Origin of the sequence: Limibacillus sp. MBR-115, from assembly GCF_040549425.1 — a bacterium.
Taxonomy (GTDB): domain Bacteria; phylum Pseudomonadota; class Alphaproteobacteria; order Kiloniellales; family CECT-8803; genus Limibacillus; species Limibacillus halophilus.
In genome coordinates, this window is sequence record NZ_JBEPTJ010000001.1 from 593,739 (window position 1) to 617,534 (window position 23,796).

The 23,796-nt window shown below is 59.7% G+C and carries 21 protein-coding genes; 5 read left to right on the plus strand and 16 right to left on the minus strand.

Annotation, left to right across the window (positions count from 1 at the left end; translation table 11 throughout):
* Window positions 1–10 precede the first annotated feature (10 nt).
* Window positions 11–277, minus strand: a complete 267-nt coding sequence (locus tag ABIE63_RS02790) for a DUF4212 domain-containing protein (protein WP_354502607.1) — start codon at window positions 275–277, stop codon at window positions 11–13.
* A gap of 538 nt (window positions 278–815) precedes the next feature.
* On the opposite strand from ABIE63_RS02790, the gene ABIE63_RS02795 reads away from it, so the two are divergent.
* Entirely contained in the window at window positions 816–1,184 is a 369-nt protein-coding gene (locus ABIE63_RS02795) for a hypothetical protein (RefSeq protein ID WP_183415670.1), read from the plus strand.
* A gap of 16 nt (window positions 1,185–1,200) precedes the next feature.
* Here ABIE63_RS02795 and ABIE63_RS02800 read toward each other — a convergent pair whose 3' ends face one another.
* From ABIE63_RS02800 to phnD, 11 genes are all read right to left on the minus strand, one after another.
* Window positions 1,201–1,947 carry an Asp/Glu racemase gene (locus ABIE63_RS02800; RefSeq protein ID WP_354502609.1) on the minus strand — a complete coding sequence of 249 codons (747 nt, stop codon included), beginning with the start codon at window positions 1,945–1,947 and terminating at the stop codon, window positions 1,201–1,203.
* A 39-nt stretch (window positions 1,948–1,986) separates the two neighbouring features.
* A complete protein-coding gene (locus ABIE63_RS02805; RefSeq protein ID WP_183415672.1) occupies window positions 1,987–3,180 on the minus strand; it encodes a Xaa-Pro peptidase family protein in 1,194 nt (397 codons plus the stop codon).
* Window positions 3,173–4,387 carry a diaminopropionate ammonia-lyase gene (locus ABIE63_RS02810; RefSeq protein WP_354502612.1) on the minus strand — a complete coding sequence of 405 codons (1,215 nt, stop codon included), beginning with the start codon at window positions 4,385–4,387 and terminating at the stop codon, window positions 3,173–3,175. The genes ABIE63_RS02805 and ABIE63_RS02810 overlap by 8 nt, the downstream gene beginning before the upstream one ends.
* A gap of 76 nt (window positions 4,388–4,463) precedes the next feature.
* Complete coding sequence (locus tag ABIE63_RS02815; protein ID WP_354502614.1) at window positions 4,464–6,491, minus strand: putative 2-aminoethylphosphonate ABC transporter permease subunit; 2,028 nt, start codon at window positions 6,489–6,491, stop codon at window positions 4,464–4,466.
* Window positions 6,488–7,612, minus strand: a complete 1,125-nt coding sequence (locus ABIE63_RS02820) for a putative 2-aminoethylphosphonate ABC transporter ATP-binding protein (RefSeq protein WP_354502616.1) — start codon at window positions 7,610–7,612, stop codon at window positions 6,488–6,490. Before ABIE63_RS02820 ends, ABIE63_RS02815 begins: the two co-directional genes overlap by 4 nt.
* A gap of 108 nt (window positions 7,613–7,720) precedes the next feature.
* Entirely contained in the window at window positions 7,721–8,755 is a 1,035-nt protein-coding gene (locus ABIE63_RS02825; protein WP_354502618.1) for a putative 2-aminoethylphosphonate ABC transporter substrate-binding protein, read from the minus strand.
* A 159-nt stretch (window positions 8,756–8,914) separates the two neighbouring features.
* Entirely contained in the window at window positions 8,915–10,921 is a 2,007-nt protein-coding gene (locus ABIE63_RS02830) for a CocE/NonD family hydrolase (RefSeq protein WP_354502620.1), read from the minus strand.
* A gap of 84 nt (window positions 10,922–11,005) precedes the next feature.
* Window positions 11,006–11,821 carry a phosphonate ABC transporter, permease protein PhnE gene (gene phnE / locus ABIE63_RS02835; protein WP_354502622.1) on the minus strand — a complete coding sequence of 272 codons (816 nt, stop codon included), beginning with the start codon at window positions 11,819–11,821 and terminating at the stop codon, window positions 11,006–11,008.
* Window positions 11,821–12,630 carry a phosphonate ABC transporter, permease protein PhnE gene (phnE, locus tag ABIE63_RS02840; RefSeq protein ID WP_354502624.1) on the minus strand — a complete coding sequence of 270 codons (810 nt, stop codon included), beginning with the start codon at window positions 12,628–12,630 and terminating at the stop codon, window positions 11,821–11,823. The genes phnE (ABIE63_RS02835) and phnE (ABIE63_RS02840) overlap by 1 nt, the downstream gene beginning before the upstream one ends.
* A 1-nt stretch (window position 12,631) precedes the next feature.
* Entirely contained in the window at window positions 12,632–13,456 is an 825-nt protein-coding gene (phnC, locus tag ABIE63_RS02845) for a phosphonate ABC transporter ATP-binding protein (protein WP_354502626.1), read from the minus strand.
* Between the two features lie 156 nt (window positions 13,457–13,612).
* Complete coding sequence (phnD, locus tag ABIE63_RS02850; RefSeq protein ID WP_183415680.1) at window positions 13,613–14,560, minus strand: phosphate/phosphite/phosphonate ABC transporter substrate-binding protein; 948 nt, start codon at window positions 14,558–14,560, stop codon at window positions 13,613–13,615.
* A 233-nt stretch (window positions 14,561–14,793) separates the two neighbouring features.
* Between phnD and ABIE63_RS02855 the strand changes: the two genes are divergently transcribed.
* Together ABIE63_RS02855 and ABIE63_RS02860 are read left to right on the plus strand one after the other, a co-directional pair.
* Entirely contained in the window at window positions 14,794–17,124 is a 2,331-nt protein-coding gene (locus tag ABIE63_RS02855; protein WP_354502628.1) for a molybdopterin guanine dinucleotide-containing S/N-oxide reductase, read from the plus strand.
* Between the two features lie 439 nt (window positions 17,125–17,563).
* Complete coding sequence (locus ABIE63_RS02860) at window positions 17,564–18,337, plus strand: hypothetical protein (protein ID WP_354502630.1); 774 nt, start codon at window positions 17,564–17,566, stop codon at window positions 18,335–18,337.
* Here ABIE63_RS02860 and ABIE63_RS02865 read toward each other — a convergent pair.
* Window positions 18,316–18,546, minus strand: a complete 231-nt coding sequence (locus ABIE63_RS02865; RefSeq protein ID WP_354502632.1) for a hypothetical protein — start codon at window positions 18,544–18,546, stop codon at window positions 18,316–18,318. The two genes, ABIE63_RS02860 and ABIE63_RS02865, sit on opposite strands and share 22 nt — an antisense overlap.
* Before the next feature lie 91 nt (window positions 18,547–18,637).
* Here ABIE63_RS02865 and ABIE63_RS02870 point away from each other — a divergent pair, with 91 nt between their 5' ends.
* Complete coding sequence (locus tag ABIE63_RS02870; RefSeq protein ID WP_354502634.1) at window positions 18,638–19,429, plus strand: hypothetical protein; 792 nt, start codon at window positions 18,638–18,640, stop codon at window positions 19,427–19,429.
* Here ABIE63_RS02870 and ABIE63_RS02875 read toward each other — a convergent pair.
* Complete coding sequence (locus ABIE63_RS02875; RefSeq protein ID WP_354502636.1) at window positions 19,408–19,632, minus strand: hypothetical protein; 225 nt, start codon at window positions 19,630–19,632, stop codon at window positions 19,408–19,410. The two genes, ABIE63_RS02870 and ABIE63_RS02875, sit on opposite strands and share 22 nt — an antisense overlap.
* A 91-nt stretch (window positions 19,633–19,723) precedes the next feature.
* On the opposite strand from ABIE63_RS02875, the gene ABIE63_RS02880 reads away from it, so the two are divergent.
* Window positions 19,724–20,491 (plus strand): hypothetical protein, encoded by a 768-nt coding sequence (locus ABIE63_RS02880; RefSeq protein ID WP_354502638.1) that lies wholly within the window; start codon window positions 19,724–19,726, stop codon window positions 20,489–20,491.
* On the opposite strand, the gene ABIE63_RS02885 is transcribed toward ABIE63_RS02880, so the two are convergent.
* Window positions 20,470–22,410, minus strand: coding sequence for a hypothetical protein (locus ABIE63_RS02885; protein ID WP_354502640.1), 1,941 nt, complete (start codon window positions 22,408–22,410; stop codon window positions 20,470–20,472). The two genes, ABIE63_RS02880 and ABIE63_RS02885, sit on opposite strands and share 22 nt — an antisense overlap.
* A gap of 287 nt (window positions 22,411–22,697) precedes the next feature.
* Window positions 22,698–23,795, minus strand: a complete 1,098-nt coding sequence (ychF, locus tag ABIE63_RS02890; protein ID WP_354502642.1) for a redox-regulated ATPase YchF — start codon at window positions 23,793–23,795, stop codon at window positions 22,698–22,700.
* Window position 23,796: the final 1 nt, after the last annotated feature.

Consider the following 23,796-nt stretch of genomic DNA (forward strand, 5'->3'; position numbering starts at 1 on the left):
GTGTCCCCCCTCAGCTTTCTTCAGCGACGCCACAGTCCTGATCAATCCTGTCCTGCTGCTTCGCAAACAAGAAGAGCTGGACAACGAAAGCGATCAGGGAACCCTGGGCAGCCATGTAAAAGCCAAGCGGCCAGCCGAAGAAGTTAATGCTGTTGAGGCTGGACGCGAACAAATGCACCAAATAAGCGAAGAAAAACCATACGATCAAGTGCTTGATCATCAGCGACTTGGTTCGCTTCCAGTGTTCTTCGCGACGTTGTGTTGTATCCGTATTCACCGAGTTTCCTCCCGTTCAAATCGCGGTGTTAGGACTTCGTCGAATGCAAAGCAGGAATACACAAACATTTTGGTAGGTTCGGAACTAAGTTGCGCGTGCCTCCCGCTAAACAGTTCACCGTTTTACTGTACCCGACTCTTTATTATTTATTTGTAGACGGCTACCAACCGAGAACCCTCGGCCAAATCGGGCGCTCTTATTTCAGAGCATTGCAACTAGAGGGAAAAATACAAGTCATTCCCCGACCTATTCCCCCTGCAGATGAACCCGGATAACCGCTGCAAACGCATCAATTACCCGGGGCATATCGGATAGAACAACTCCTTCGCCTATCCGAATATGATTATATATTATAGCAGACCTCCTTCACAATACAGCTTTAAGCACATCTGACGGGCGCGCCGGTGCAGGGCCTTTTGGGTGAGCGCTCATCATTTTTTGAACTTCCTGTTTCAGTCATTTGGGTGAATGGAGGTTCACAAATGTTGGCCTTTTAAGGCATGCTTTACGGTGAAGATCCACTTTTTGAGCTAGCGTTATGGAGCGGATCGAGCGAACGGCGGAGCTTTCCGTGCTGCGAGCCCTGGCATTTATCGGCTTTGGCATTACCATATTAATGATGGGCCTTAGCTACGATGCCGCATTGGCCTTTCTGATCGGCGCTAATTTATCCATCTTGTTGGCTGCAATCCTGGTTCTCCGCGGTTTAACGGCCCCGCGACGCGACAGTCGATCAACCCATGCCTGGATCATGTTGGGTGGAGATTTCGGTGGCGTACCGCGAGAGCGCGTACAGGCGGTTCTGGGCTTGATACTGCAGCGCGTTTACTACAAATACGCCCTGCGTGCCGGCATCATCGGGATGATCCTTTGGGGCATAAGCGCAGCAATCCGTTTTGCCCTCTGACGGTCCCTTGGCACCGCTAAGCCAAACTAAAAAGACGACCCGCCCCCGCGATGGGATCAGCGACGCCGGTCACGCGCAGCATGTGCCAAGCCAGCACCTGATTGCTGCAAAGCGCGGGTTTGTCGATCAGCGACTCGACCTCCTCGATGGCTTCGAAGGCGCGTAGATTGGTGCAGGAAGCAAAAACCGCATCACATGTGTCACTGCTTCCGACCTCTACCATCGCCCGAATGATCGAATGGCGGTCGATGCGGGCGACCTTCCACTCTTCCTTTTCACCGAACTCGCCAAACGAAGTGACTTGGACATTGGCTTGTTCCAACCGCTGCCGTAAGGCATCGGAAACCTTCTCCACATAGGGACTGACCATTCCCAGGCGCGTTATCCCCAAGGCCCGGCATGCTGCCTTGAGGGCGGTCATGGGATTGGTAACCCGGGCCTCCGGATGTGCCTGTTGCACCATGGCCTCTACGCGTGACTCGCCCAAGACCGTGGCGCCAGAGGTGCAGGCATAGCCAATGACATCGAACGTTGAGGCAGTTGGAAAAAGCCCCGCAGCCGTCGGCAGCGCCTGCTCCATTTCACTCAATGTCTCTACCGTGACTTCCAGAGCGCTGGGAATCCGGCTGTGATAAAGCCAAAGATCGTCGGGCAACCTAAGCGCACGGAAATCCCGCTCAATGGTTTCATCGGTCTTTAGCACGATCAGCCCGAGTTTCCGGCGCGCATCGCTGCCTTCATTCAGTCGGTAAGGTAACTGCATTATCGATCCCCTCTCTGACCGGCCCGCCTCATGCTGGAACTATCGAATAATCGGAATCTCGGCCGCGGCGCGCCGCGTCAGGAGATGCGCGCCGTCCGGGCGAATCACGATGTTTTCCTCATGTACCATCACATGCCCCGGCTCGAAGGTCATACCTGGTTCCAGAGTCAATATCATGCCGGGTTCCAATCGTGTCTCGTCACCTGGTCGGTTCGATGGCCATTCGGTCAACTGCATTCCCAGGCCATGCCCAAGGCGCCCCACGTCATTACCCATTGCCCCTGCCCGGTCCATCACGTCCTGCATAGCGGCAAAAACTTCAGAGCAACTTGCGCCCGGCTTCGCTGCTGCCAGCCCCGCTTCCGTTGCCTCGTAAACCGCGGCGTAGGCTCGCTTCACGGCATCGGACGCATGACCAAACGCATAGTTGCGATCGAAGTCGCAGAAGTAACCGTCGAAAATCGAGCCTGTATCCAAGATCAAAATGTCACCGGCGGCGACGGGCCGGTTCGATGGTGGGGATATAATATCGCCATATCCGCCGGGACCGGCACCTCCCACGAGGTAGGCAACGTCATCGGCGCCGCGCTTCAGGCATTCGATCTTGAATCGGCGAAATATCTCGATTTCGCTCATACCCTGGTGCAGCAAGCCGGGCAGGTCTTCGAAGACTCCTGAAACCAAGTCACAGATGTAGGCGATTTTCTCGATTTCGGCTTCTGATTTAACCTGACGAAGGCTTCGCAATATCGCTGAGGCATCCTGGATGGCGATCCCCGGCAGCCACTCCAGCAAAATCCGGTAATCGCCAAGCGGCATCCGCAGGTGCGTCTCTGGCCCTTCGGGCAAACCTACCGCGCCGTTTGGTCCAACAAGCTCCAACAAGGTCGCGGCAAGCAACGATACGCCTTCGTCGTCGGGAGCAGGCGAAGACCAGGTGCGGATATCCTCGACCCAGGTACGCGCCATGCATTCCTTACCGATGGCGGGAATGACGGCGACCGGCTTTCCTTGCTTGGGGAGGATCAGGAACCAAGGTCGCGTCGGGCTTTGCCAGAACTGTGTCAGGAAGCCGGAAAAGTAACGGACTTCCGGCTCGGTCGTCAGCAGCAAGGCATCCAGACCCTGGGCTTCCATCAGCGCTTGGGCCCGCGTGGTCCGATTCACGAACTCCTGGTCTGGAAATCCACGTCGCGGTGCGCTCGATTGCTTGTCGTTCCCGGCGTCAGGCATCGTTCCCTGCCAGAATCTGCTGATAGATGGCCGGATCGGTTGCGCCTTCGCAGCCAAAAACCAAGACACGTGAGGTGTCGTCCAGTCCGAGAGAACGGCGGAGATCCCGGTCGCGGCACGCAGCGACAAGAGCCACCAATCCTGGTACGGCCGACTCGCCCGCTTCGATTGTACCGCCTCCGGCTTCACCCGATGCCAGCAGCCGCATCATCGATTCGACACCCTGCTCTTCGATGGCCAGGAAGTCTTGAGCGCCGCGGGATAGAATATCCCAGGCCAGCAGCGAAGCTTCGCCGCAAGAAAGCCCGGCCATGATGGTCTCCGCTTCGATCGGCACCGTCGCGGGGCGACCGGCGCGCGCGCTTGCCAGGATGCATGCCGCCGTTGCGGGCTCAACGATCACAAAGCGCGGGCGGGCGGCCCCCAAGCGCTGCCAGAAGGTCGCGCAGACCGCAGCCGCCACGCCGCCAACGCCGGCCTGTATGAAAACATGGCTCGGTGGTGGACCCTCGATTTGGTCCAGCACCTCGGCGGCCATGACGCTGTACCCAGCCATGACATTGCGGGGCAGGTCCATATAACCTTCGTAGGAGGTGTCGGAGACCACATACCATCCGTTAGCCGCCGCTTCCTCCGCGCAACGCCGCAAAGAGGCATCGTAATCGCCATCGATGCGGACAACTTCAGCGCCCAGCGCTTCCATGGCTTCCTGCCGCCCTTTGCTAACTTCGGCATGAATATAAATTCGGCAAGCGCAGCCGACCATCTGCGCGCCCCAGGCCACCGAGCGCCCGTGGTTGCCGTCCGTGGCCGTCACCACCGTAATATTCTCCACCGCACGCGCCAGCGCGCCGCTACGCAACGCGGCCAAAGGCGGACGTTCACCCTTTTGCGCTTCCAGCAAGTCGGCCATCAGACAAACCACGGCGTAGGACCCACCCAAGGCCTTGAAGCTCCCCAATCCAAATCGAGGGCTTTCGTCCTTGTAGAGCACCTCGGCCAGCTGCAGCTCTTCCGCCAGGTGGTTCAGCGACCGCAAGGGTGTTGGCTCATAGCCCGGCCAAGTCGTGATTTCACGCTGAGCGGCTGCGGTCATCGTGGAGGAAAGAACGGCCTCTAATTCCGCCGGAAAGGAGCCCGTCGAGGGTGAGGTCGCCGCACGGTCGGTGATCCTGCCGCACCCCGCAACTGTCCTGCTCAGCGTCATCGTTCACTCCTTTCGGCAAGCCAAAGAGACCGTCGGGAAGCAAGACCCGCCGATACGAAACATGGGCTTGGGCACGCTAGGCGCGCCGCCAAGCTTGCGTCTTGCCAATCAAGCCATGCGTCAAACCCGCGTGCATCAATCGAACGCAGGCGTTGGTGTAGAAAATCATCATCCCCATGGCCGCCGCCGGTGCGATATCACCGGCGTCATCCATGTTCAACATGGCGATGGATGCCAGCGTGGTATCGGGCGAATAGAGGAAGACGACAGCAGACACAGTGGTCATGGCGTTGACAAACAGATAGATCGAAATATCGAGAATCGCGGGCAAGCAAACCGGTACCGTCACACGCGCAAACGTTCGGTAAAACGGCTGCTTCAATGAAGCCGAAACGGACTCGAACTCGGCATCCATCTGTTTGAGCGCGGTGACGGCCGTCAGGTGCGACACGGTATAAAAGTGGGTGATCGTACAGATCACCAGGATGGTCATGCTGCCATAGAGCGCGTTTAGCGGATTGTCTGGATCATTGAAAAAGAACACATAGGCCAGTCCCAAAACCATACCCGGCACCGCCATCGGCATCATTGCGAGGAATTGAAAACTGGAGCGACCGAACTGGAACCCGCGGCCTTTTTCAACGACATAAGCACCGATAAAAACCACCGCGGTTCCAAAAATACTGGTGTAAAGCGCAAGACGAATTGAGTTCAGGTAGGAACCCCAACCGCCGCCATCCATGCGTCCAAACTGATAATTCTTCAGGCCCAATTCCAGGTTATAGGGATAGAACTTCACCAACGCGGCATACTGACAGACCGCCAGAAGACCCATGATGAAGAGTCCGACCAACGTGCAGTAACCGAACATGGATAAATCGAAGAGCCTGCTTTTCTTGGGCGAATAGGGAACGGCGCGTGCCGAGAGCAGCGCCACCTGGCGACGCTGCATGGAGCGATCAATGGCAAAAGCCAAGACCGCGGGGAACAGCAGAACGACCGAGACCACGGCGCCCATTTCGAAGTTCTGCTGGCCGACAACCTGTTTGTAGATGTCCAGCGCCAGCACGTTGTACTGGCCACCGATAACCTTGGGCACGCCGAAGTCGGTGATCACCAGGTTGAAAACCACAAAAGCTGCAGAAACCAAACCGTAGCGCGCACCGGGCAGAGTTACGGTGAAAAACGTCTTCAGTTTGGAGGCCCGAAGGGCGATCGCAGCTTCATAGAGCCTGGCATCGGCGATCGACAAGGCTACCAGGATGATGATCAAGGCATGCGGAAAGGTATAAAAGACCGATGCTATGACGATGCCAATGGGGCCGTAGATCGACTCCCCCATCAGCATTTCCTTGATCATCCCCTGATTACCAAACAGGTAGACAAGCCCAATGCCGGGAAGCAGCGAAGGAACCAGAATGGGAACAAGGGCAATCACGCGGAACAGCCCCTTGAAGGGCATGCAGCTTCGCGTTAGCGCGTAAGCAAAAAAGAATGCCAGCGACACCGTAATGATGGTTGTCAGGCTGGCAATGAAAAGGCTGTTGACGATCGACAGACGCAACGTCGGTGTCTGGAAATAGATCTGGTAGTTCCGCGCGCCGAGTTGCGGCATGGGGCGCAAGAAAACACGGGAAAGATCGCCGCGCCCGACTTCCAATGTCTGTCCGGATTCCGTCAGGTTGCCGTCGTAGAGAAGCGTCCCTCCCTCTTCGGTCGTGTCGGTGAAACGAAAAGCGTCAATGCCCTGGCGCTCCGATTTCAAAAGAAATTCAGACGCGGCGATGCGTGTACGTGCGGTCGGCAGCAGTCCGTTATTGATTGGCTGGCTCAGGCGTTCCACCCAGTCCGCCGCCGAGCCCTTGTCAATCCACTGACCATCTTCCTCAAATTCGATCATCACCGCATCGAAGCGGAAATCGTAAACCTCGACCGAGCGCGACATCATCGCATAGAGGGGAAAGGCCAGGGTTATCAGAAGATAGAGGCCAATGACCATTATCAGCCCGCGCATCATCCAGTCGTCGCGACTGACTTTCGCCTTGATCGGACCGCTCGACGGGCGCGCAGGCTGCAAGGCTACTGCTGGGTTCGGCGCAGTCATCGCTCGCCTCGTCCGAATATCCTCAGGCCACGCGCCGGCAAGCGAACGGTCAAAGGCGCGCCGTTCTTCAGGGAATCCGCCCGCGTTTGTTCTGCAGGCAATTCAAGGCGCAACAGCGGCGCTTGCCCGACTTCCCACCCCAGGTGCAGGCGCACCACCGGCCCCAGGAACTCATGGTAGACAATCTTCAGATCAAGGCTGTTGTCCTGCGCGCCGGTGTCGGTTTGGACTTCAACCTCTTCCGGGCGCAGCGCCAAGGTTACGGCCTTACCAACCGCTAATTCGCCTGTCTCGCAGCGCAACTGGCGACCTTCGATCGTGATGCTATCTTGGCCGGTGACTTCTCCGGTCAGGAAATTCATGGCGCCGATGAAATCGGCTACAAAAGCGGATTCAGGCTCCCGATAAATCTGCTCAGGCGTCCCGACCTGCTCAATGACGCCGTGGTTCATCACGACGATGCGGTCTGCCATGGTCAGAGCTTCTTCCTGATCGTGTGTCACCATCGCCGTGGTCACGCCAAGTTCGCGCTGCAATAGCTTGATTTCGTGGCGCAGGTGCGTGCGAACCTTCGCATCGAGTGCCGAAAGCGGCTCGTCGAGCAGCAGCAGATTCGGCGAAGGAGCCAGGGCCCGCGCCAAGGCGACGCGCTGTTGCTGGCCGCCGGAGAGCTGTGCTGGGTATTTGTCTCCTTGATCGGGCAGCCCGACCAACTCCAAAAGTTCGGTAACACGCCGCTGCACTTGCTGGCGCGGCATGCGGCGATTCTCCAACCCATAGGCCACATTCTTCGAGACCGTCAGGTTGGGGAACAGAGCATAAGACTGGAACACGATGCCGAAATCCCGCTCGCTGGGCGGCAACGCGGAAATATCCTCGCCATTTTGATAGATGCGCCCTTCGCTTTGAATGTCGAGCCCGGCTATCGCCCGCAGAAGGGTCGTCTTTCCACAACCGGAAGGGCCGAGAAAACAAACGAATTCGCCAGGGTATATCTCCAGCGAGATTTCTTTAAGTGCAACAAACTCTCCGAAGCGCTTTATGACATTTTCGATGCGCAGGAAGGGTTCTTGTGTGGAGAGCTTTGCTTTACCCATACCTGCGGTTTCGGCTACGGCCATGTATTCCGCTCCTGAGGTTCCGGCGTTAAGAAATGAATGGCGGGGACGCCTGCGAACAGGCGCCCCCTGGCTGTCACGTTGAGAACCGACGGTCCCCTTTCGCTTTACTCAGCTCTTGGGCTCCGACTTGCTGTCGTAGCGCGTCTGCCATTCCTTCAGAATCCGCTCGCGATTACGAGCAGCGAACTCGAAGTCGTTGTCGATCATGGCTTCCAGGATACCGTCCGGGAAATGCTCGACCGGCTTGGCCAGCGAGGGGATGCCGACGACGGCATAGCCTTCGTTGTACATCTTCATCGCGTCTTCGGTAATGAGCCAGTCCATGAGCGTCTTGGCGGCATCCATGTGATCCGTACCCTTAACGATTGCCGCCGCTTCCATGTCCCAACCGATACCCTCGGAAGGAATCACAACCTCAAGCGGGGCGCCCTCGGCTTTGGACTTCGCGCCACGGAAGGCGAAGGACACGCCGATGGCGATTTCGCCGCGAGCAGCGTCCTTGCAGGGCTTGGAGCCGGAGTGCGTGTAGTAGCGGATGTTTTCATGGAGCTTGTCCATATAGGCCCAGCCACCATCTTCGCCGAACATCTGGAGCCAGCTGGAAACGTCCAGGAAGCCCGTGCCCGAAGAGTTCGGGTTCGGCATGGAAACGTGACCCTGATAGACCGGCTTGGTCAGATCTTCCCAAGATGTGGGAACCGGCAGGCCGTTCTTCTCGCCTTCGACGGTGTTGAAGCAGATGGCCGCGACCCAGGCGTCCATGCCCACCCAAGCTGGCGGATCGGCTTTATCCCGGAATTTTGGATCGAGCTTTTCCACACCCTTGGGCGCGTAAGGCTCAAGCATGCCCTCACTCTTCATCAGAAGCAGCGACGTAGCGGCCAAGCCCCAGATTACATCGGCTTGGGCGTTGTCCTTCTCAGCCAAAAGCTTGGCCGTGATGATGCCCGTCGAATCGCGCACCCACTTAACTTCGATATCCGGATGGGCCGCATTGAAGCGCTCGGCATATTTCTGCAAGTCCTCGGCTTCGATGGCCGTATAGACGGTCAACGCCTCCGCTTTGGCGGCGGTGCTGAGCATCATGGACATGGCCAGGGCGGTGAATGCTCCCCCCAGCAAACTACGTTGAGATAATTTCATGTCAGAAGACCTCTTCCCTGTGGTGAATTTCGTTGATTTGCCTTTTTAGAATCCGAACTCTATCGGTTTCGCGGCAAAATTATTACAGAAATATTACACCGCCGTCACGTATCGTAACAATCTTCTTCTGGGCGAGACGGCCCGACTCAATTCGGATACCTAAAGAAGCAAGCGAGGTATCGTATCGCGCCAACGCCGCACCAAGACTTCGCGATCGCCTTCGTAGGCCTCCAAGGTTGTATCGAAGACGAAAAGCTCACCGTCGGTCGTCGCCTCAACTTGAATCTCGGTACGGACCTCCCAGTCGCCGCGCTTGCGCCAACTCGTGAAATGCAGATCCGCAGTAGCCGTTGTCGGATCCTCCGGAGAAATCGACCAGGTTTCCCGACGCACCTCCTGCTGCAGCAACCCGTGGTCCGGCAACTCCTCCACGCCGCTGTCCTCCAGGATACAGTATCGGGTCACGTTGCTATTGAGGTCGCGTTCAATCCAGCGCCGGTTCTGCTTGGGCTCACAAATTTTGTAAGTTGGAACAGGCGGAAGTTCGGGCTCTTCGAAGTCATAGCGATCATCGCAAACGGTACGGCAGGGCAAGGTCAGACGCGCCGCCGCACCCAACTCCAGCGTTGCGGTTACCGCCGTCGGCGGCGGTTGAATGAGAGGCCAGTAGGCGGTGGAAATTGCCAGTTGCAAACGATGCCCCGCCAAAAAGCGATGCCCGCATTCATCAAGCACGATCTGTAGGTCTTCGACTTGACCGGGGACCATTGGCTCCGGCGTTTCATTGCCGCGCCGGTGCGTGAGATTGAGGACGCCCCATGAAACGCGGTGTGCCGCACCGTCCGGCGCCAAATCGATCAGTCGAATGATCAGATGACCGACTGCGGCGTCGATTGCGACCTTCAAGGTGAGAAACGGTCGCCCCAGAATTTCCAAGGGCGCAACCAAAACATCAGACTGGAACAGAAGAGACCCGCCGCCATCGATCCGCTGGTCGCCGGGCAACTGACCATCAGGTGCGACTGAGAAGTACTCCCCGCATTCCAGCCCCAGATCCTGCGGTGACTTCAATGACACCGAAACCTGGGTGCCACCTTCATCCGACAGGCTGCCATCCCGGATAAGGAACAGGCTAAATGGTTCAATGTTATCGGAGGGCCAGGTCTGCTCTCCGACCCAACGTCCAGGGTCTCTTTCGCGCCAGCGTGTCGGTCGAACGGCTTGCGTGATATAGGCACGATAGGCGGGCAGGTTTTCCGCGCCGTTGTCTTCCTCCTTGAGCCAGCGGTCCCACCAACGCAGCGCCTCAGCGAAGAAATCGATGCGCGGGTGGGGATAGGCGAAATGGGGATACTTGTGAATCCATGGGCCGTTGATGGCCTTGGCAACGCCTCCAAGGCCCGCCACAGCAGCCGGCGGCGCATTCTTGTAACCGTCGGCCCACCCACCTATCACCAAGGCTGCGGCTTTCAAGGCACCATAGTCCTCACAGATGGAGCCGTGCTTCCAGTAGGCATCACGGTGCGGATGACCGAACCAAATCGCGACCAACGGCGGTAGGTTCTCCAACCTTTCGCGCCACATCTCGCGCCAACGCTCCCCAACCAACAAAGGATCGGGCGGGCGGGAGCTGCGCGACAGCATCGAAGCAGCCCAGCTGAGGTTGCTGTTTAGAAGGCAGCCGTTCTTGTAATGGATATCATCGTTGTAACGATCCACTGTCGTGGAGAGCGCTATCACGGCCTTTAAGGGCTCGGGCGCCAACGCCGCTACCTGCAGGGCGTTGAAGCCGCCCCACGAGATTCCCATCATGCCGACCTTGCCGCTGCACCAAGGTTGCGCCGCAATCCAGTGGATGACCGCGACAGCATCATCCCATTCCTGCTGCGTGTACTCGTCGGTCATCAGGCCGTCCGATTCGCCGTTGCCACGCATATCAACACGCACACCGGCATATCCGGCTTGGGCAAAGGTCGGATAATTGGTTTCGTCACGCTGCGCGGTGCCATCGCGCTTGCGGTAAGGGAGGAACTCAAGAATTGCCGGAACGGGTACCACATCGGCGCCGCGCGGGAGCCAAATGCGCGCCGCGAGCCGGCAGCCGTCGTCCATCTCTATCCAGACGTTTTCCAACACATCATGGCTCGCCACAGCATTACCGGACATGAGGTACACCCTCCCAAGTGCGGACAAGAGAACGATCTTGCCGAACTAATGGTGCGATCAACAACGAAGAAAGATGCCGGGGGCCTAAATGATCGCGTGGCGAACCTTCGCGGACACCCATTCGCTCAACACCACGGTTCCAAGGATAACGATGAAAATCATGGTTACTTGCGGCCAGGCCAGTACATTCAGCGATGCCTGAAGTTGGAGGCCAATGCCTCCGGCGCCGACCAAGCCCAGAATCGTCGACTCTCGGATGTTGATATCCCACCGAAACACCGAAATGCCGAAGAACGCTGGCAACACCTGCGGCACAATAGCGTAGTCCACGACCTGTGCGGCAGATGCGCCGGTCGCAGAGATCGCCTCGACCTGAGTTTCGTCAATCTCCTCAATCGCCTCATAAAGGAGCTTAGCGACAAAGCCGATCGACCTAAGGCCGATGGCGACGATTCCCGCCAGAATCCCCGGACCTATGATCGCCACCAGCAACAGAGCCCATATCAGCGAGTTGATCGAACGCGACGACACAATGATGAAAAGCGCTATCGGTCGTACGAAAAGGACGCTGGGTGTCGTGTTTCGGGCGGCCAGAAAGGCCACCGGTATAGCAATGGCGATGCCTAGGAGCGTCCCCAGGGTTGCGATGTTCAGCGTGTCCCAAAGAGGGGCCCAAAGGACTTCGATGTAAGACCAGCGAGGCGGAAACATCCGTCCGCCCAAATCGGCGGCCTGGGTCGGCGCATCGGCCACGAAATACCAGATCGTATCCTTCGTCATCACCTGCCAACAGAAGATAAAGAAGACCACGAGAAGGAACCAACCGCCCCACAACACCCACTGTTGCAAGGTTGTGCGCTTGCGCCAGACAGCCGAATCGGAAGTTTTTGTAATCGGCATTACTGCACCCACTTGCGAACGAAGCCGGAGGAATATTCCGCCACCATGACGATAGCGATGATCATCAGCAAAATTGCGCCGGCCGAGTCATACTCGTAACGATCAATCGCCGTGTTCAAGGTGGCGCCGATACCGCCCGCCCCGACGATTCCAATCACCGCCGACTCTCGGAAGTTGATATCCAGACGATAAAGCGACAAGCCTATCAATCGCGGCATGACCTGCGGTTGAATGGCGTAATTCACGAGCTGAAGCCAGCTTGCACCGGTCGAGCGAACCGCTTCCGCCTGGCTCTCGTCAATGTCTTCGATATCCTCCGCCAGCAATTTGGCGAGAAAACCAATGGTGGCAAACGACAAGGTCAAGAATCCCGCGAAGGGGCCAAAACCGAACATTGCAACAAAAAGAATGGCGATGATGATTTCTTGCAGGGCCCGCGACAGCGCAATGATCGAGCGGCAAACGTAGTAAACGGGACGCGGCGCCAGATTGCGCGCAGCCCCGACGCCGATGGGAACGGATATCAGAATGCCGACGACCGTTGCCGTTACGGTCATGGTCAAGCTTTCGACCAACCCTTGTGAGATATCCGACCAACGACTCGTGAAATCGGGAACCAAGAAACCCTGCACGAAGCGCCAGCCTCGCTCCAGTCCGTCATAGACACGGACCCAGTTCACCTCGACGGACCTGATCGCCAGGATAAGATAGATGACCGCACCACTGTATATTCCCAAGCGCCATCGAGCGTCCCGGATCAGTACGGGCGGACGCTTCCAACGGCGCGGTTTGACGGCGGCGTCTGTCATCTCAAGTCAGTCCCGCCAAACGTTCTTCCTTCACCAGCGCAGCGTCATCATGGTCATCCGAGTGCGCAGCCTTACGCATCGCCGTCCAGTCCTCCTCGCCGTAGATTTCGGTCAGCACCTTATCGTCAAGCGCATCCGGCGGGCCGTCGAAGACCACTTGCCCGGCCCGCAGGCCGATGATCCTGCGCGTGAAGTTCTGCGCCAGGATCACGTCGTGAATGTTGATGATGGCCGGCAAGTCCCGCTCTGCGCAGATCTCGCCGATCAGCCGCATGATCTGTCGCGAGGTCTTGGGGTCCAGCGATGCCGTGGGTTCATCCACCAGCAGGAGTTCGGGGTCTTGCTCCAACGCCCGTGCGATACCAACACGCTGACGCTGGCCGCCTGACAGCGCATCGGCACGCTTTTCGGCCTGATCGGACAGGCCAACACGATCCAAGAGCTTGAAGGCCTTATCCAGGTCGGATTGATTGAAACGTCGCGTGAACGACCGCCAGAAAGGAACATAGCCCAATCGGCCAGAAAGCACGTTCTCCATAACGGTCAGCCGCTCGACCAACGCGTATTCCTGGAAGATCATACCGATCCGGCGCCGGGCGCGGCGCAGTTCCTTGCGCGGCAACGAGGTGATATCCAAATCGCCCAGGAAGACCTTGCCTGCGGTCGGCTCCACCAAGCGGTTTACGCAGCGAATCAAGGTAGACTTGCCGGCGCCGGAGGGGCCAATCAACCCGACCACTTCGCCGGACGGGACCTCGAAGGAAACATCGCTGAGCGCTTTATCTCCGGTCTTATAGGTTTTTGAGAGATTGGTGACCTTAAGCACCGGGCATCTCCAGATAAGCAAGTACCAAAAACGGAACCGGATGAACGTCGCGTGCCGCCGGACACTTGGATAACCAAATGTCCGGCGAACCGCTATACGTTAAAGTTCCGATTTTCCCAACACGGGAAAGACGACGAAAAAGCTAAATCAAGCGTCTTACTGACAAGCGTAAGAAACACCGTTGGCTTCGTCGATCTTGCGAATGACGGCCCAATGGTCCTTGAAGGTGATCGGCACGAACTGGGCTTCGCCGGATTTGCCGAACTCTTCTTCAAGAGATGATCCCTCCCACTTGAAGGAGAAGAAAGCCTCTTGGATCTTCTCCTGCAGTTCCGGCTTCAGGTTGTAGGCTATGCCGTAACCGGTCGTCGGGAAGGTTTGGGATTTGTAGATCGAAACGATCTGCTCGGCCTTGACGACATCACGGTCCAGCATGCGCGCCAGAACCGAATTGGCGATGGCAGCCGCTGGATAGTCTTTGTTAGCGACGCCCAGGATCGAGTTATCGTGTTTGCCGGAGAAGACAGGCTCGAAATCCGTGCCGGCAACGAACTGGTAGTCGGCTTTCAGGATCGCCGAGGGCGCCTTAAAGCCAGAGTTCGAAGTCTCAGACGTAAAGGCCATCTTCTTGCCCTTGATGTCCTCGACCTTGGTGATGCCGGAGCCGGGATAGGTGATGATCTCCATCTCATAACCGAAGGAGCCGTCGGCGCTCGCCATCATGGTGAAGGGCCGGAAGCCCGCACAGGCGACAGCCAGCGGATTCGAGCCGGTGTTGAAGCCCGCAATATGCAGGCGACCGGCGCGCATCGCCTCGATCTGGGCGGCATTGGACTGCACCGGGAAGAACTGCACCTTCTTGCCGGTTACGCTTTCCATGTGGGCCAAGAAGTCCGACCAAGCCTTGGCGTAGACGGCAGGATCCTCGACCGGTGTGTAAGCGAAGATCAAGGTGTCCGGATCGATCTGCTGAGAGGCATCGCTCGGAATATCGGCGATCAAGTCACCGTCGCTGTCCGTGAAACGGCTATCCAACGTGAACTCGGCACGCGCGGGGCTCACAAGAAAGGTCAGCGCGGCAAGCGCCATTAAAAGCAACTTCATCGGGTATCTCCCTGGTCTGTTTTACGGAGCGTTATAAGAAGCTCACTTGGCTAACGTTTTATGATGTTTTTATTACGAACGGAAGTCTGCCGTCGGAGCAAGCCGAAAATTGTTGTGAGACTGATACCGGGGAATAAGAATTCCGAACCACGCTGCGACGGCTTAGCGCTGGATTGCGGGCGCGTTGCACTTTAAGTAGATAGGAGATCTATTAAACCACCAGGATCAAGGCCATGGACAACGACAGTCAGCTTCGCGTTACACCCTTCGCGACCCACTGGGGCACCTATCACGCGGAGGTTCGCGGCGGCAAGGTGGTTGGCGTCAGGGACTATGCCGACGATCCCGATCCTGCGGTCATCGGCCCTGGTATCGTCGATATGGTCGAACATCCGACGCGGGTCGGTCGGCCGATGATCCGCAAGGGCTTCTTGGAAAAGGGTAAGGATTCCGACCGCAGTGGCCGCGGCCGCGAACCCTTCGTCGCCGTTCCCTGGGATGAGGCTCTGGAAATCGCCTCGGGCGAGCTGGACCGGGTCCGTAAGGCCCACGGCAACCAAGCGATATTCGGCGGATCTTATGGCTGGGGCAGTGCCGGCCGTTTTCATCACGCACAGAGCCAGGTACACCGTTTCCTGAACTGCATCGGTGGCTATACACCCTCCATCGACACTTACAGTTATGCGGCGGTCAGTGCCATTTCGCCCCACGTGGTCGGCCACTTTGCCCGCCTCGTCTTGAATCAGGCGACGGCTTGGCCGCATATCGTCGAGAATTGCGAGCTGATGGTGATGTTCGGTGGCATGGCCATCAAGAATGCCCAGGTAACCTCGGGCGGCGTTGGTCGGCACACGACCCGCGAGGCACTGTTGGCAGCCAAGCAAAACGGCACGCAATTTGTCTCCGTTTCGCCGCTGCGCAGCGATGCCATCGACCTGTTGGACGCCGATTGGGTCGCTGCGCGGCCAAATAGCGACACCGCATTGATGCTGGCGCTTGCGCACACGATTCACAGCGAGGGATTACACGATCAGGCCTTCCTTGATCGCTATTGTACCGGCTTCGACCGCTTCCTGCCCTATTTGACAGGCCAGAGCGATGGCCAACCCAAGGACGCGGACTGGGCCGCCGGAATTTGTGCCTTGGAGGCTGAGATGATCCGCAGCCTAGCCCGGCGCATGGCGGGCAAGCGCACCATGATCACGGTTTCCTGGTCGATGCAGCGTGCCGATCACGGCGAACAGCCCGGTTGGATGGCCATCGTGCTGGCGGCGATGTTGGGTCAGATAGGTCTGCCCGGCGGCGGTTTCGGCATCGGTTACGGCAGCGAGAACGGCATCGGAAACCCGGTTCTCCCCTTCAAGTTTCCCGCCGTTCCGCAAGGTCAAAACCCGATTGCCGAAGGCATTCCCGTTGCCCGCATTTCCGACGCCCTTTTGCATCCGGGCGAGCCGTACGATTTCAACGGCCGGCGCACGACCTATCCGGACCTGCGATTGGTCTACTGGGTTGGCGGAAACCCCTTCCACCATCATCAGGATATCAACAAGCTGGTGGCGGCCTTCCAGCGCCCGGAGACCATTATCGTCAACGAAATCTGGTGGACGCCGATGGCCCGCCACGCCGATATCGTATTGCCGGTTACGACGGTGTTGGAACGCGAAGACATCGCCATGACCCATTGGGAGCCCTTGATCGTCGCTATGCGCCAGGCGGTGGAGCCGGTCGGCGAGGCGCGCCACGACTACGAAATTTTCTCGGGGCTTGCCCACAAGCTGGGCGTGGGTGAGACCTTCACTGAGGGTCGCAGCCCCGAAGACTGGCTGCGTCACCTTTGGGACCAGGCGCGCCAACGTGCCGCCGAAGCGAATTTCGAACTGCCCAGCTTGGAGGAGCTTCGCGCACGCGAAATGATCACGCTGCCCGATCCCGATCGTCATCCGGTATTGCTTGAGTCATTCCGCAACGACCCCGAGGGCAATCCCTTGGAGACCCCGAGCGGAAAAATTGAGATATTCTCGGAACGGATCGCCGGCTTCGACTATGACGATTGCCCCGGACATCCCGCCTGGATGGAGCCATACGAGTGGCTGGGCGGGCCGGATGCAGAACACTATCCCCTGCATCTTGTCTCCAACCAGCCGAGGACCCGGCTGCACAGTCAGTTCGACCCCGGCTCGGTCAGCCGGGCGAGCAAAATACAGGGCCGCGAACCCATGACCATGAATCCAGCAGACGCCGCGGCACGCGGGCTGTCCGAAGGCGATGTCGTGCGCGTGTTCAACAACCGTGGCGCCTGCCTGGCTGGAATCATCCTCTCGGATACAGTGATGCCGGGCGTTGTACAGCTTTCGACCGGCGCCTGGTACGACCCTCTGGAGCCAGGAGTCGTCGGCAGCCTTTGCAAGCACGGCAACCCAAATGTCCTGACCCGGGACAAGGGCACCTCTCGCTTGGGCCAAGGCCCCTCTGCCCATAGCACCCTGGTCGAGGTCGAGAAGTTCGAGGGTCCGCTGCCGCCGATCACCGCCTTCGCGCCGCCACCGATCGAGGAACGCGATTAAGCACTTTAAAGGCAGCCGGTGGATCGGACTGAGGCGGATCGGCTATTACTGGATCATCCTGCGGTTTGGCTGCGGCTTGGCTGGGGCTACCGGCGCCGCTGCTGCCAGCGTCGCCACCCTTCGAGACGGGGTTTTGTCTTGTCCCTGTCGGGGCTTCGCCCCTCCGCGCCTCTTGTTGGCCTTCCTCACCCTTCGAGACGGGGTCGTTCGACCCCTCCTCAGGGTGAGCGTTATGGCGCGGGGTTGAAGACCCCTCAGGGTGAGGGGTCTTCAACCCTTTGCTGTTCTCCGTCTCACCTTCATCCTGAGGAGGTGACGCAGTCACCGTCTCGAAGGATGTTGCAACATCCGGCCACCCCGCGCCTTCACGCCTTTTTCTTGCCATATCATTGATAGAATATAGGGGGCAGCAATACGCCTATAAGGGAGGCTTGACGTTATGCTATGGCCCCGGATGTCTTTACTGCTGTTATGCGCCCTTGTTGTGGTTGGGGCCGCGCCGCCGTCGGGTGTCCTGGCGCAGCCTTGGCCCGAGGAGCCGCCGGAGCCGGAAATCCATGCGCTCGGTCTGCCGACGGGCTGGCGCTACATTCATGGTGACGGGCGGCACAACAGCCCTTGTCTGGGCGACATGACCGCAGGCCTCGACTGCGTGGTGGATACCATGCATGCCTGCAGTGCCTGGCAGCCCCACAACGCCAATCTGACCGAGGGCGCGCCCGGCTACCGCTACGGCCCGGACTGGAAGGATTACTATCACCCGCTCTGCCAGCCACTGCGTTATACCCCCCACCATGCCCCCTTTGCCGAACCCCGGACCTTCTCCGACACCTTCATGCACCTTCTGGAGCCGGGGATTGGCTTGGTGGTCTACCGCGCCCATGGCTTTGTCTTTCCCGACATCCGCTATGACGGCGCGCCGCAGAACCCCTATCAGATCCGACGGGGAGACTTAATCGTCCTGCGGCTTGGCTTCATCTGCCGGGGGCCGGTGTCCTACGGCACCCTCTGGGAGGAGGCTTTGGCCGACGACCCTGACTTCACGACCTTGCGTGCGCGCCTGCCGGAGGAAGACTGTTACGTGCCCTTCGGCGCCGCCTCGGCAGTGTTGCGCTGGACCGAAGGACGCTGGTGGGTGGTGACGACCTGGACCGCCGATTACCTCAACCCCTGGCCCCTTCTGGAGGACTTCTACCGCTCGATCCGGAAGTGATCGGCCCGGGCCGCCTCGCCGAAGGAATTAGGGCGCAGCTTGCGCCTTTCGTCGGCTAGGTGATCCAGCAGCAGCTTGCGGCTCTTGGGATCGGCGGCCAGGTCCTTGTAGGCCTCCAGGGTGCCAAGACCCGGCTTGCCGTCCACTGGCAGGCTGGCCAGTGTTAGGCCATGGCTGCGGATAGTCTCGTTGATCGCCTGTTGCAACATCCGGCCACCCCGCGCCTTCACGCCTTTTTATTGCCATATCAATGCTAGAATATGGGGAGCAGCAATACGCCTATAAGGGAGGCTTGACGTTATGCTATGGCCCCGGATGCCTTTACTGCTGTTATGCGCCCTTGTCGTGGTTGGGGCCGAGCCGCCGTCGGGTGTCCTGGCGCAGCCTTGGCCCGAGGAGCCGCCGGAGCCGGAAATCCATGCGCTCGGTCTGCCGACGGGCTGGCGCTACATTCATGGTGACGGGCGGCACAACAGCCCTTGTCTGGGCGACATGACCGCAGGGCTCGATTGCGTGGTGGATACCATGCATGCCTGCAGTGCCTGGCAGCCACATAAGTTCGGACAGGGTGCGCCCGGCTACCCCTACGGCCCGGACTGGAAGGATTACTATCACCCGCTCTGCCAGTCACTGAAAAGCGTGCCTCATGATGATGATGGTATTTACGACCCTGCTTACAGAGAAACGCAGCCTTGGACCTTCTCCGACACCTTCATGCACCTTCTGGAGCCGGGAATTGGCCTGGTGGTCTACCGCGCCCATGGCTTTGTCTTTCCCGACATCCGCTATGACGGCGCGCCGCAGAACCCCTATCAGATCCGGCGGGGAGACTTAATCGTCCTGCGGCTTGGCTTCATCTGCCGGGGGCCGGTGTCCTACGGCACCCTCTGGGAGGAGGCTTTGGCCGACGACCCTGACTTCACGACCTTGCGTGCGCGCCTGCCGGAAGATGACTGCTACGTGCCCTTCGGCGCCGCCTCGGTGGTGCTGCGCTGGAGCGAAGGACGCTGGTGGGTGGTGAAGACCTGGACCGCCGATTACCTCAACCCCTGGCCCCTTCTGGAGGACTTCTACCGCTCGATCCGGAAGTGATCGGCCCGGGCCGCCTCCCCGAAGGAATTAGGGCGCAGCTTACGCCGTTCGTCGGCTAGGTGATCCAGCAGCAGCTTGCGGCTCTTGGGATCGGCGGCGAGGTCCTTGTAGGCCTCGATGCTGCCACTCCCGAAGACACCATCAGCGTTGATGGGGGCTTGGCCGACCTTAGCGCGCGTGGCGTTGATCGCCTGTTGCAACATCCGGCCACCCCGCGCCTTCACGCCTTTTTATTGCCATATCAATGCTAGAATATAGGGGGCAGCAATACGCCTATAAGGGAGGCTTGACGTTATGCTATGGCCCCGGATGCCTTTACTGCTGTTATGCGCCCTTGTCGTGGTCGGGGCCGCGCCGCCGTCGGGTGTCCTGGCGCAGCCTTGGCCCGAGGAGCCGCCGGAGCCGGAAATCCATGCGCTCGGTCTGCCGACGGGCTGGCGCTACATTCATGGTGACGGGCGGCACAACAGCCCTTGTCTGGGCGACATGACCGCAGGCCTCGACTGCGTGGTGGATACCATGCATGCCTGCAGCGCCTGGCAGCCGCATAAGTTCGGACAGGGCGCGCCCGGCTACCCCTACGGCCCGGACTGGAAGGATTACTATCACCCGCTCTGTCAGCCACTGCGTTATACCCCCCACCATGCCCCCTTTGCCGAACCCCGGACCTTCTCCAACGCCTTCATGCGTCTTTTGGAGCCGGGGATTGGCCTGGTGATCTACCGAGCCCATGGCTTTGTCTTTCCCGACATCCGCTATGACGACGCGCCGCAGAACCCCTATCAGATCCGACGGGGAGACTTAATCGTCCTGCGGCTTGGCTTCATCTGCCGGGGGCCGGTGTCCTACGGCACCTTCTGGGAGGAGGCTTTGGCCGACGACCCCGACTTCACGACCTTGCGCGCGCGCCTGCCGGAAGATGACTGTTACGTGCCCTTTGGTCCCGCCTCGGTGGTGCTGCGCTGGACCGAAGGTCGCTGGTGGGCGGTGACAACGCGAACAGTACGCGAACGAAACCCCTGGCCCCTTCTGGAGGACTTCTACCGCTCGATCCGGAAGTGATCGGCCCGGGCCGCCTCGCCGAAGGAACTAGGACGCAGCTTACGCCGCTCGTCGGCTAGGTGATCCAGCAGCAGCTTGCGGCTCTTGGGATCAGCCGCCAGGTCCTTGTAGGCATCGATGCTGCCACTCCCGAAGACACCATCAGCGTTGATGGGGGCTTGGCCGACCTTAGCGCGCGTGGCGTTGATCGCGATCTGCACCACCCTGCCGATCTCGGCTTTGCCCTTGACGCTGCCGCGGAAGAAGGTATCGGCCAGGGCTGCGGCGGCCTCGGGGTCGCCGATGTAATCAAGGACGTCGCGACCGCGCATGTCCGGCTGGCCGATGCGCTGACCGATCGCCTCCGCCGCCGGGTTCCAATGGCCATCGAAGAAGACCTGATAAACCTGCACCCGCTGTTCCGGGGTCAGCGAGGCGGGGTCGCTCTTGGGATCGATGCCCAGCGCCCGGAAATCGGCCTTGGCGCGCTTGTCGTCATGCTCATGCAGCTCCTTCAAGGTATCCGGCGTGATGCCTGCAACGGTGTCGCCGTCGCTCTTAAGGCCGCCTTCCGCCGCCCAGACTTCACGAAAGGCGCGGTGCTGGCCTGCGCCGACCCCGGCCTTGTCCAGCGCATCCTGATGGGCCTGCCAGGCCTGAGGGTCGTCCGCCCGCGGCCGCTCCCCCACCCCAACGACATTGCCCTGGCTGTCCCTCAAGCGGGTGCGGAAGGTTGGCATCGGCTGGTTTGACGGCGCAGCACCCGGTGGAATCGCTTGCGCCACCTGCGGACTGTTTTCCGGTTCAGCGCCCCCGCTCTGCGCCTGCTGTCCCAAAGGCGCCGCCGCATCGCTTTGGATGCCGCTATCTGCGCTGGCGATCTGGATACCGTCTGCCGGGCCAGCCTGTCGGGCGCGGTCGGCCCCTTCCAGCAGGGCTTCGGTCGCTGGGGTATCCTGCGCCTCACCCTTCGAGACGGGGTCGTTCGACCCCTCCTCAGGGTGAGGATTGTTGCGACGGGTCGAAGACCCCTCAGGGTGAGGGTTTGGTGTTCCGCTGTCACCTTCATCCTGAGGAGCCCTCGCAGAGGGCGTCTCGAAGGGTGGCGAGGGCACGCTTGTCTCGCGAATGGCTTTCTCGCCCGCCAGGGCGGCCATCATGGCCTTGGCCTCCTCGGCGCGGGTGGCAATCAGCTTGGCGGTCAAGGGGTCATCGGCGTTGGCGCTCTGCTCGGCCAGCGTGGTCTCGGCCGCCGAGATCAGGCCTTCGGCCTCCAGCAGGTCATCCTCGTCGGTATCGGGCAGCCGGGCATTCAGGAACGCCAGGGGATCACCCTGGTTGCGCGCGCCCTCGCCCCCAAAGGGACGGTTCAAGGCGCTGCGGACCATCTCGGTCGTTTGCATCGGCTGACCCTCCTGGCGCTTGGCGCCCCGCCCCGGCGTCAAGGCGATGGAGGTGGAGGTGGACTTGTCCCCGCCTCTTGCTTGCGTTCCCTGTCCGGGCTCACGCCCGTCCCCGCCTCTTGTTTGCGTTCCCTGTCCGGGCTCACGCCCGTCCCCGCCTCTTGTTTGCGTTCCCTGTCCGGGCTCACGCCCGTCCCCGCCTCTTGTTTGCTCCTTGGGATCCTTGAAGCCGATGGCCCCACGGGACCCGAAGGAAAAGCCCGCCGTCTCCATCTCAGCCCGCAGACGCGCACCCAAAGCGCCTTCCTTCCTGCGCGCCTGGTCCAGCAACCGACGGCCCATCTTCATGGAAAGGTCCATCGCCCCCATGGGTTCCGCCTCCAGGGCCGCGCCCTTGACCTCCGCCCGCTGTTCCATCGCGCGTACCAGGAAGGGATTGCCCAGGGGGTTTACGCGCTTCCCTCTCTCCCGATCACCACCGTTCTTGTTTTTCTTGTCATTCTCGTCGTCGCTGTCCGGCCCGAAGGGAAACTGCATGGATCTACCTCATCACCCCCCAAAGGAAAGAGCGCCTATCCGTTTGTGGCCCCGGGGGAGGACTAACAACGGATGGCGCCCCGAAGGTCGGCACCCTCTTTGTGGTTCATCGCCAATCTTCTTGTATGATTGACCATATAAATAGCGTAATATATTTATATTGTCAATTATTATTGTTTCCACAAGCAAGCGAACGCCATTCGCTGGCGGCGCGCGCTGGCAATCGCCAAAATGGAGTGAGCGATCCCTACCGATACGGGGAGGGTCTGAACAGCGGCGTTAGGGAGTTACACGTTGAAGCGGAAGTGGAAGATGTCGCCATCCAGGGCGACGTACTCCTTGCCTTCCATGCGCAGTTTACCGGCGTCGCGGGCGCCGGCCTCGCCCTTGCAGGCGACAAAGTCGCTGTAGGCAATGGTCTCGGCGCGGATGAAGCCGCGTTCGAAATCGCTGTGGATGGCCCCGGCAGCTTCGGGGGCCTTCGCGCCCTTGCGCACCGTCCAGGCCCGCACTTCCTTAGGCCCAACGGTGAAGAAGGTGATGAGGCCCAAGAGGCCGTATCCCGCCCGGATGACCCGCGCAAGCCCGGTTTCCGTCAAACCCAACTCGGCCAGGAAAGCGGCCTTCTCCTCGGCTTCCTCCAGCATCGCGACCTCGGCCTCGATAGCGGCGGAAATCACCACACAAGCAGCCCCCTTGGCGACGGCCATCTCGGCGACGCGCCGGGCGTGGTCATTGCCGGAAGCGGCGTTCTCTTCTTCGACGTTGGCAACATAAAGGATCGGCTTGGCCGTCAATAAATTGAGTTGCTTGGCGACCAGCGCCTCCGTTGCAGAAAAGGACACCGATGAAGCCGGGCGGCCATCTTGAAGCGCCGCGAGCAGCGGTTCCATGACAGCGATGCGTTCCTTGGCCTCCTTATCCGCGCCACGCGCCTTCTTGACGGCGGCGGCATGCTGGCGCTCCAGGCTTTCCAGATCGGCCAGCATCAGCTCTGTTTCGACCGTTTCTGCGTCGCGGACCGGATCAACCGTGCCGTCAACATGGGTCACCTCACCCTCGAAGCACCGCAACACGTGGACGATGGCGTCGACCTCGCGAATATTGGCCAGGAACTGGTTGCCCAGCCCCTCGCCCTTCGAGGCACCGCGCACCAGCCCGGCGATGTCCACGAACTCCAGCGCGGTCGGGATGACCTTCTGGGGCTTGGCGATAGCGGCGATGATGTCCAGCCGCTCGTCCGGCACGCCCACGCGACCGGTATTGGGCTCGATGGTGCAGAAGGGGTAATTCGCAGCCTCGGCCTGCGCCGTCTGGGTCAACGCATTGAAAAGAGTCGACTTGCCGACATTCGGCAAACCCACGATACCGCAATTGAAACCCATG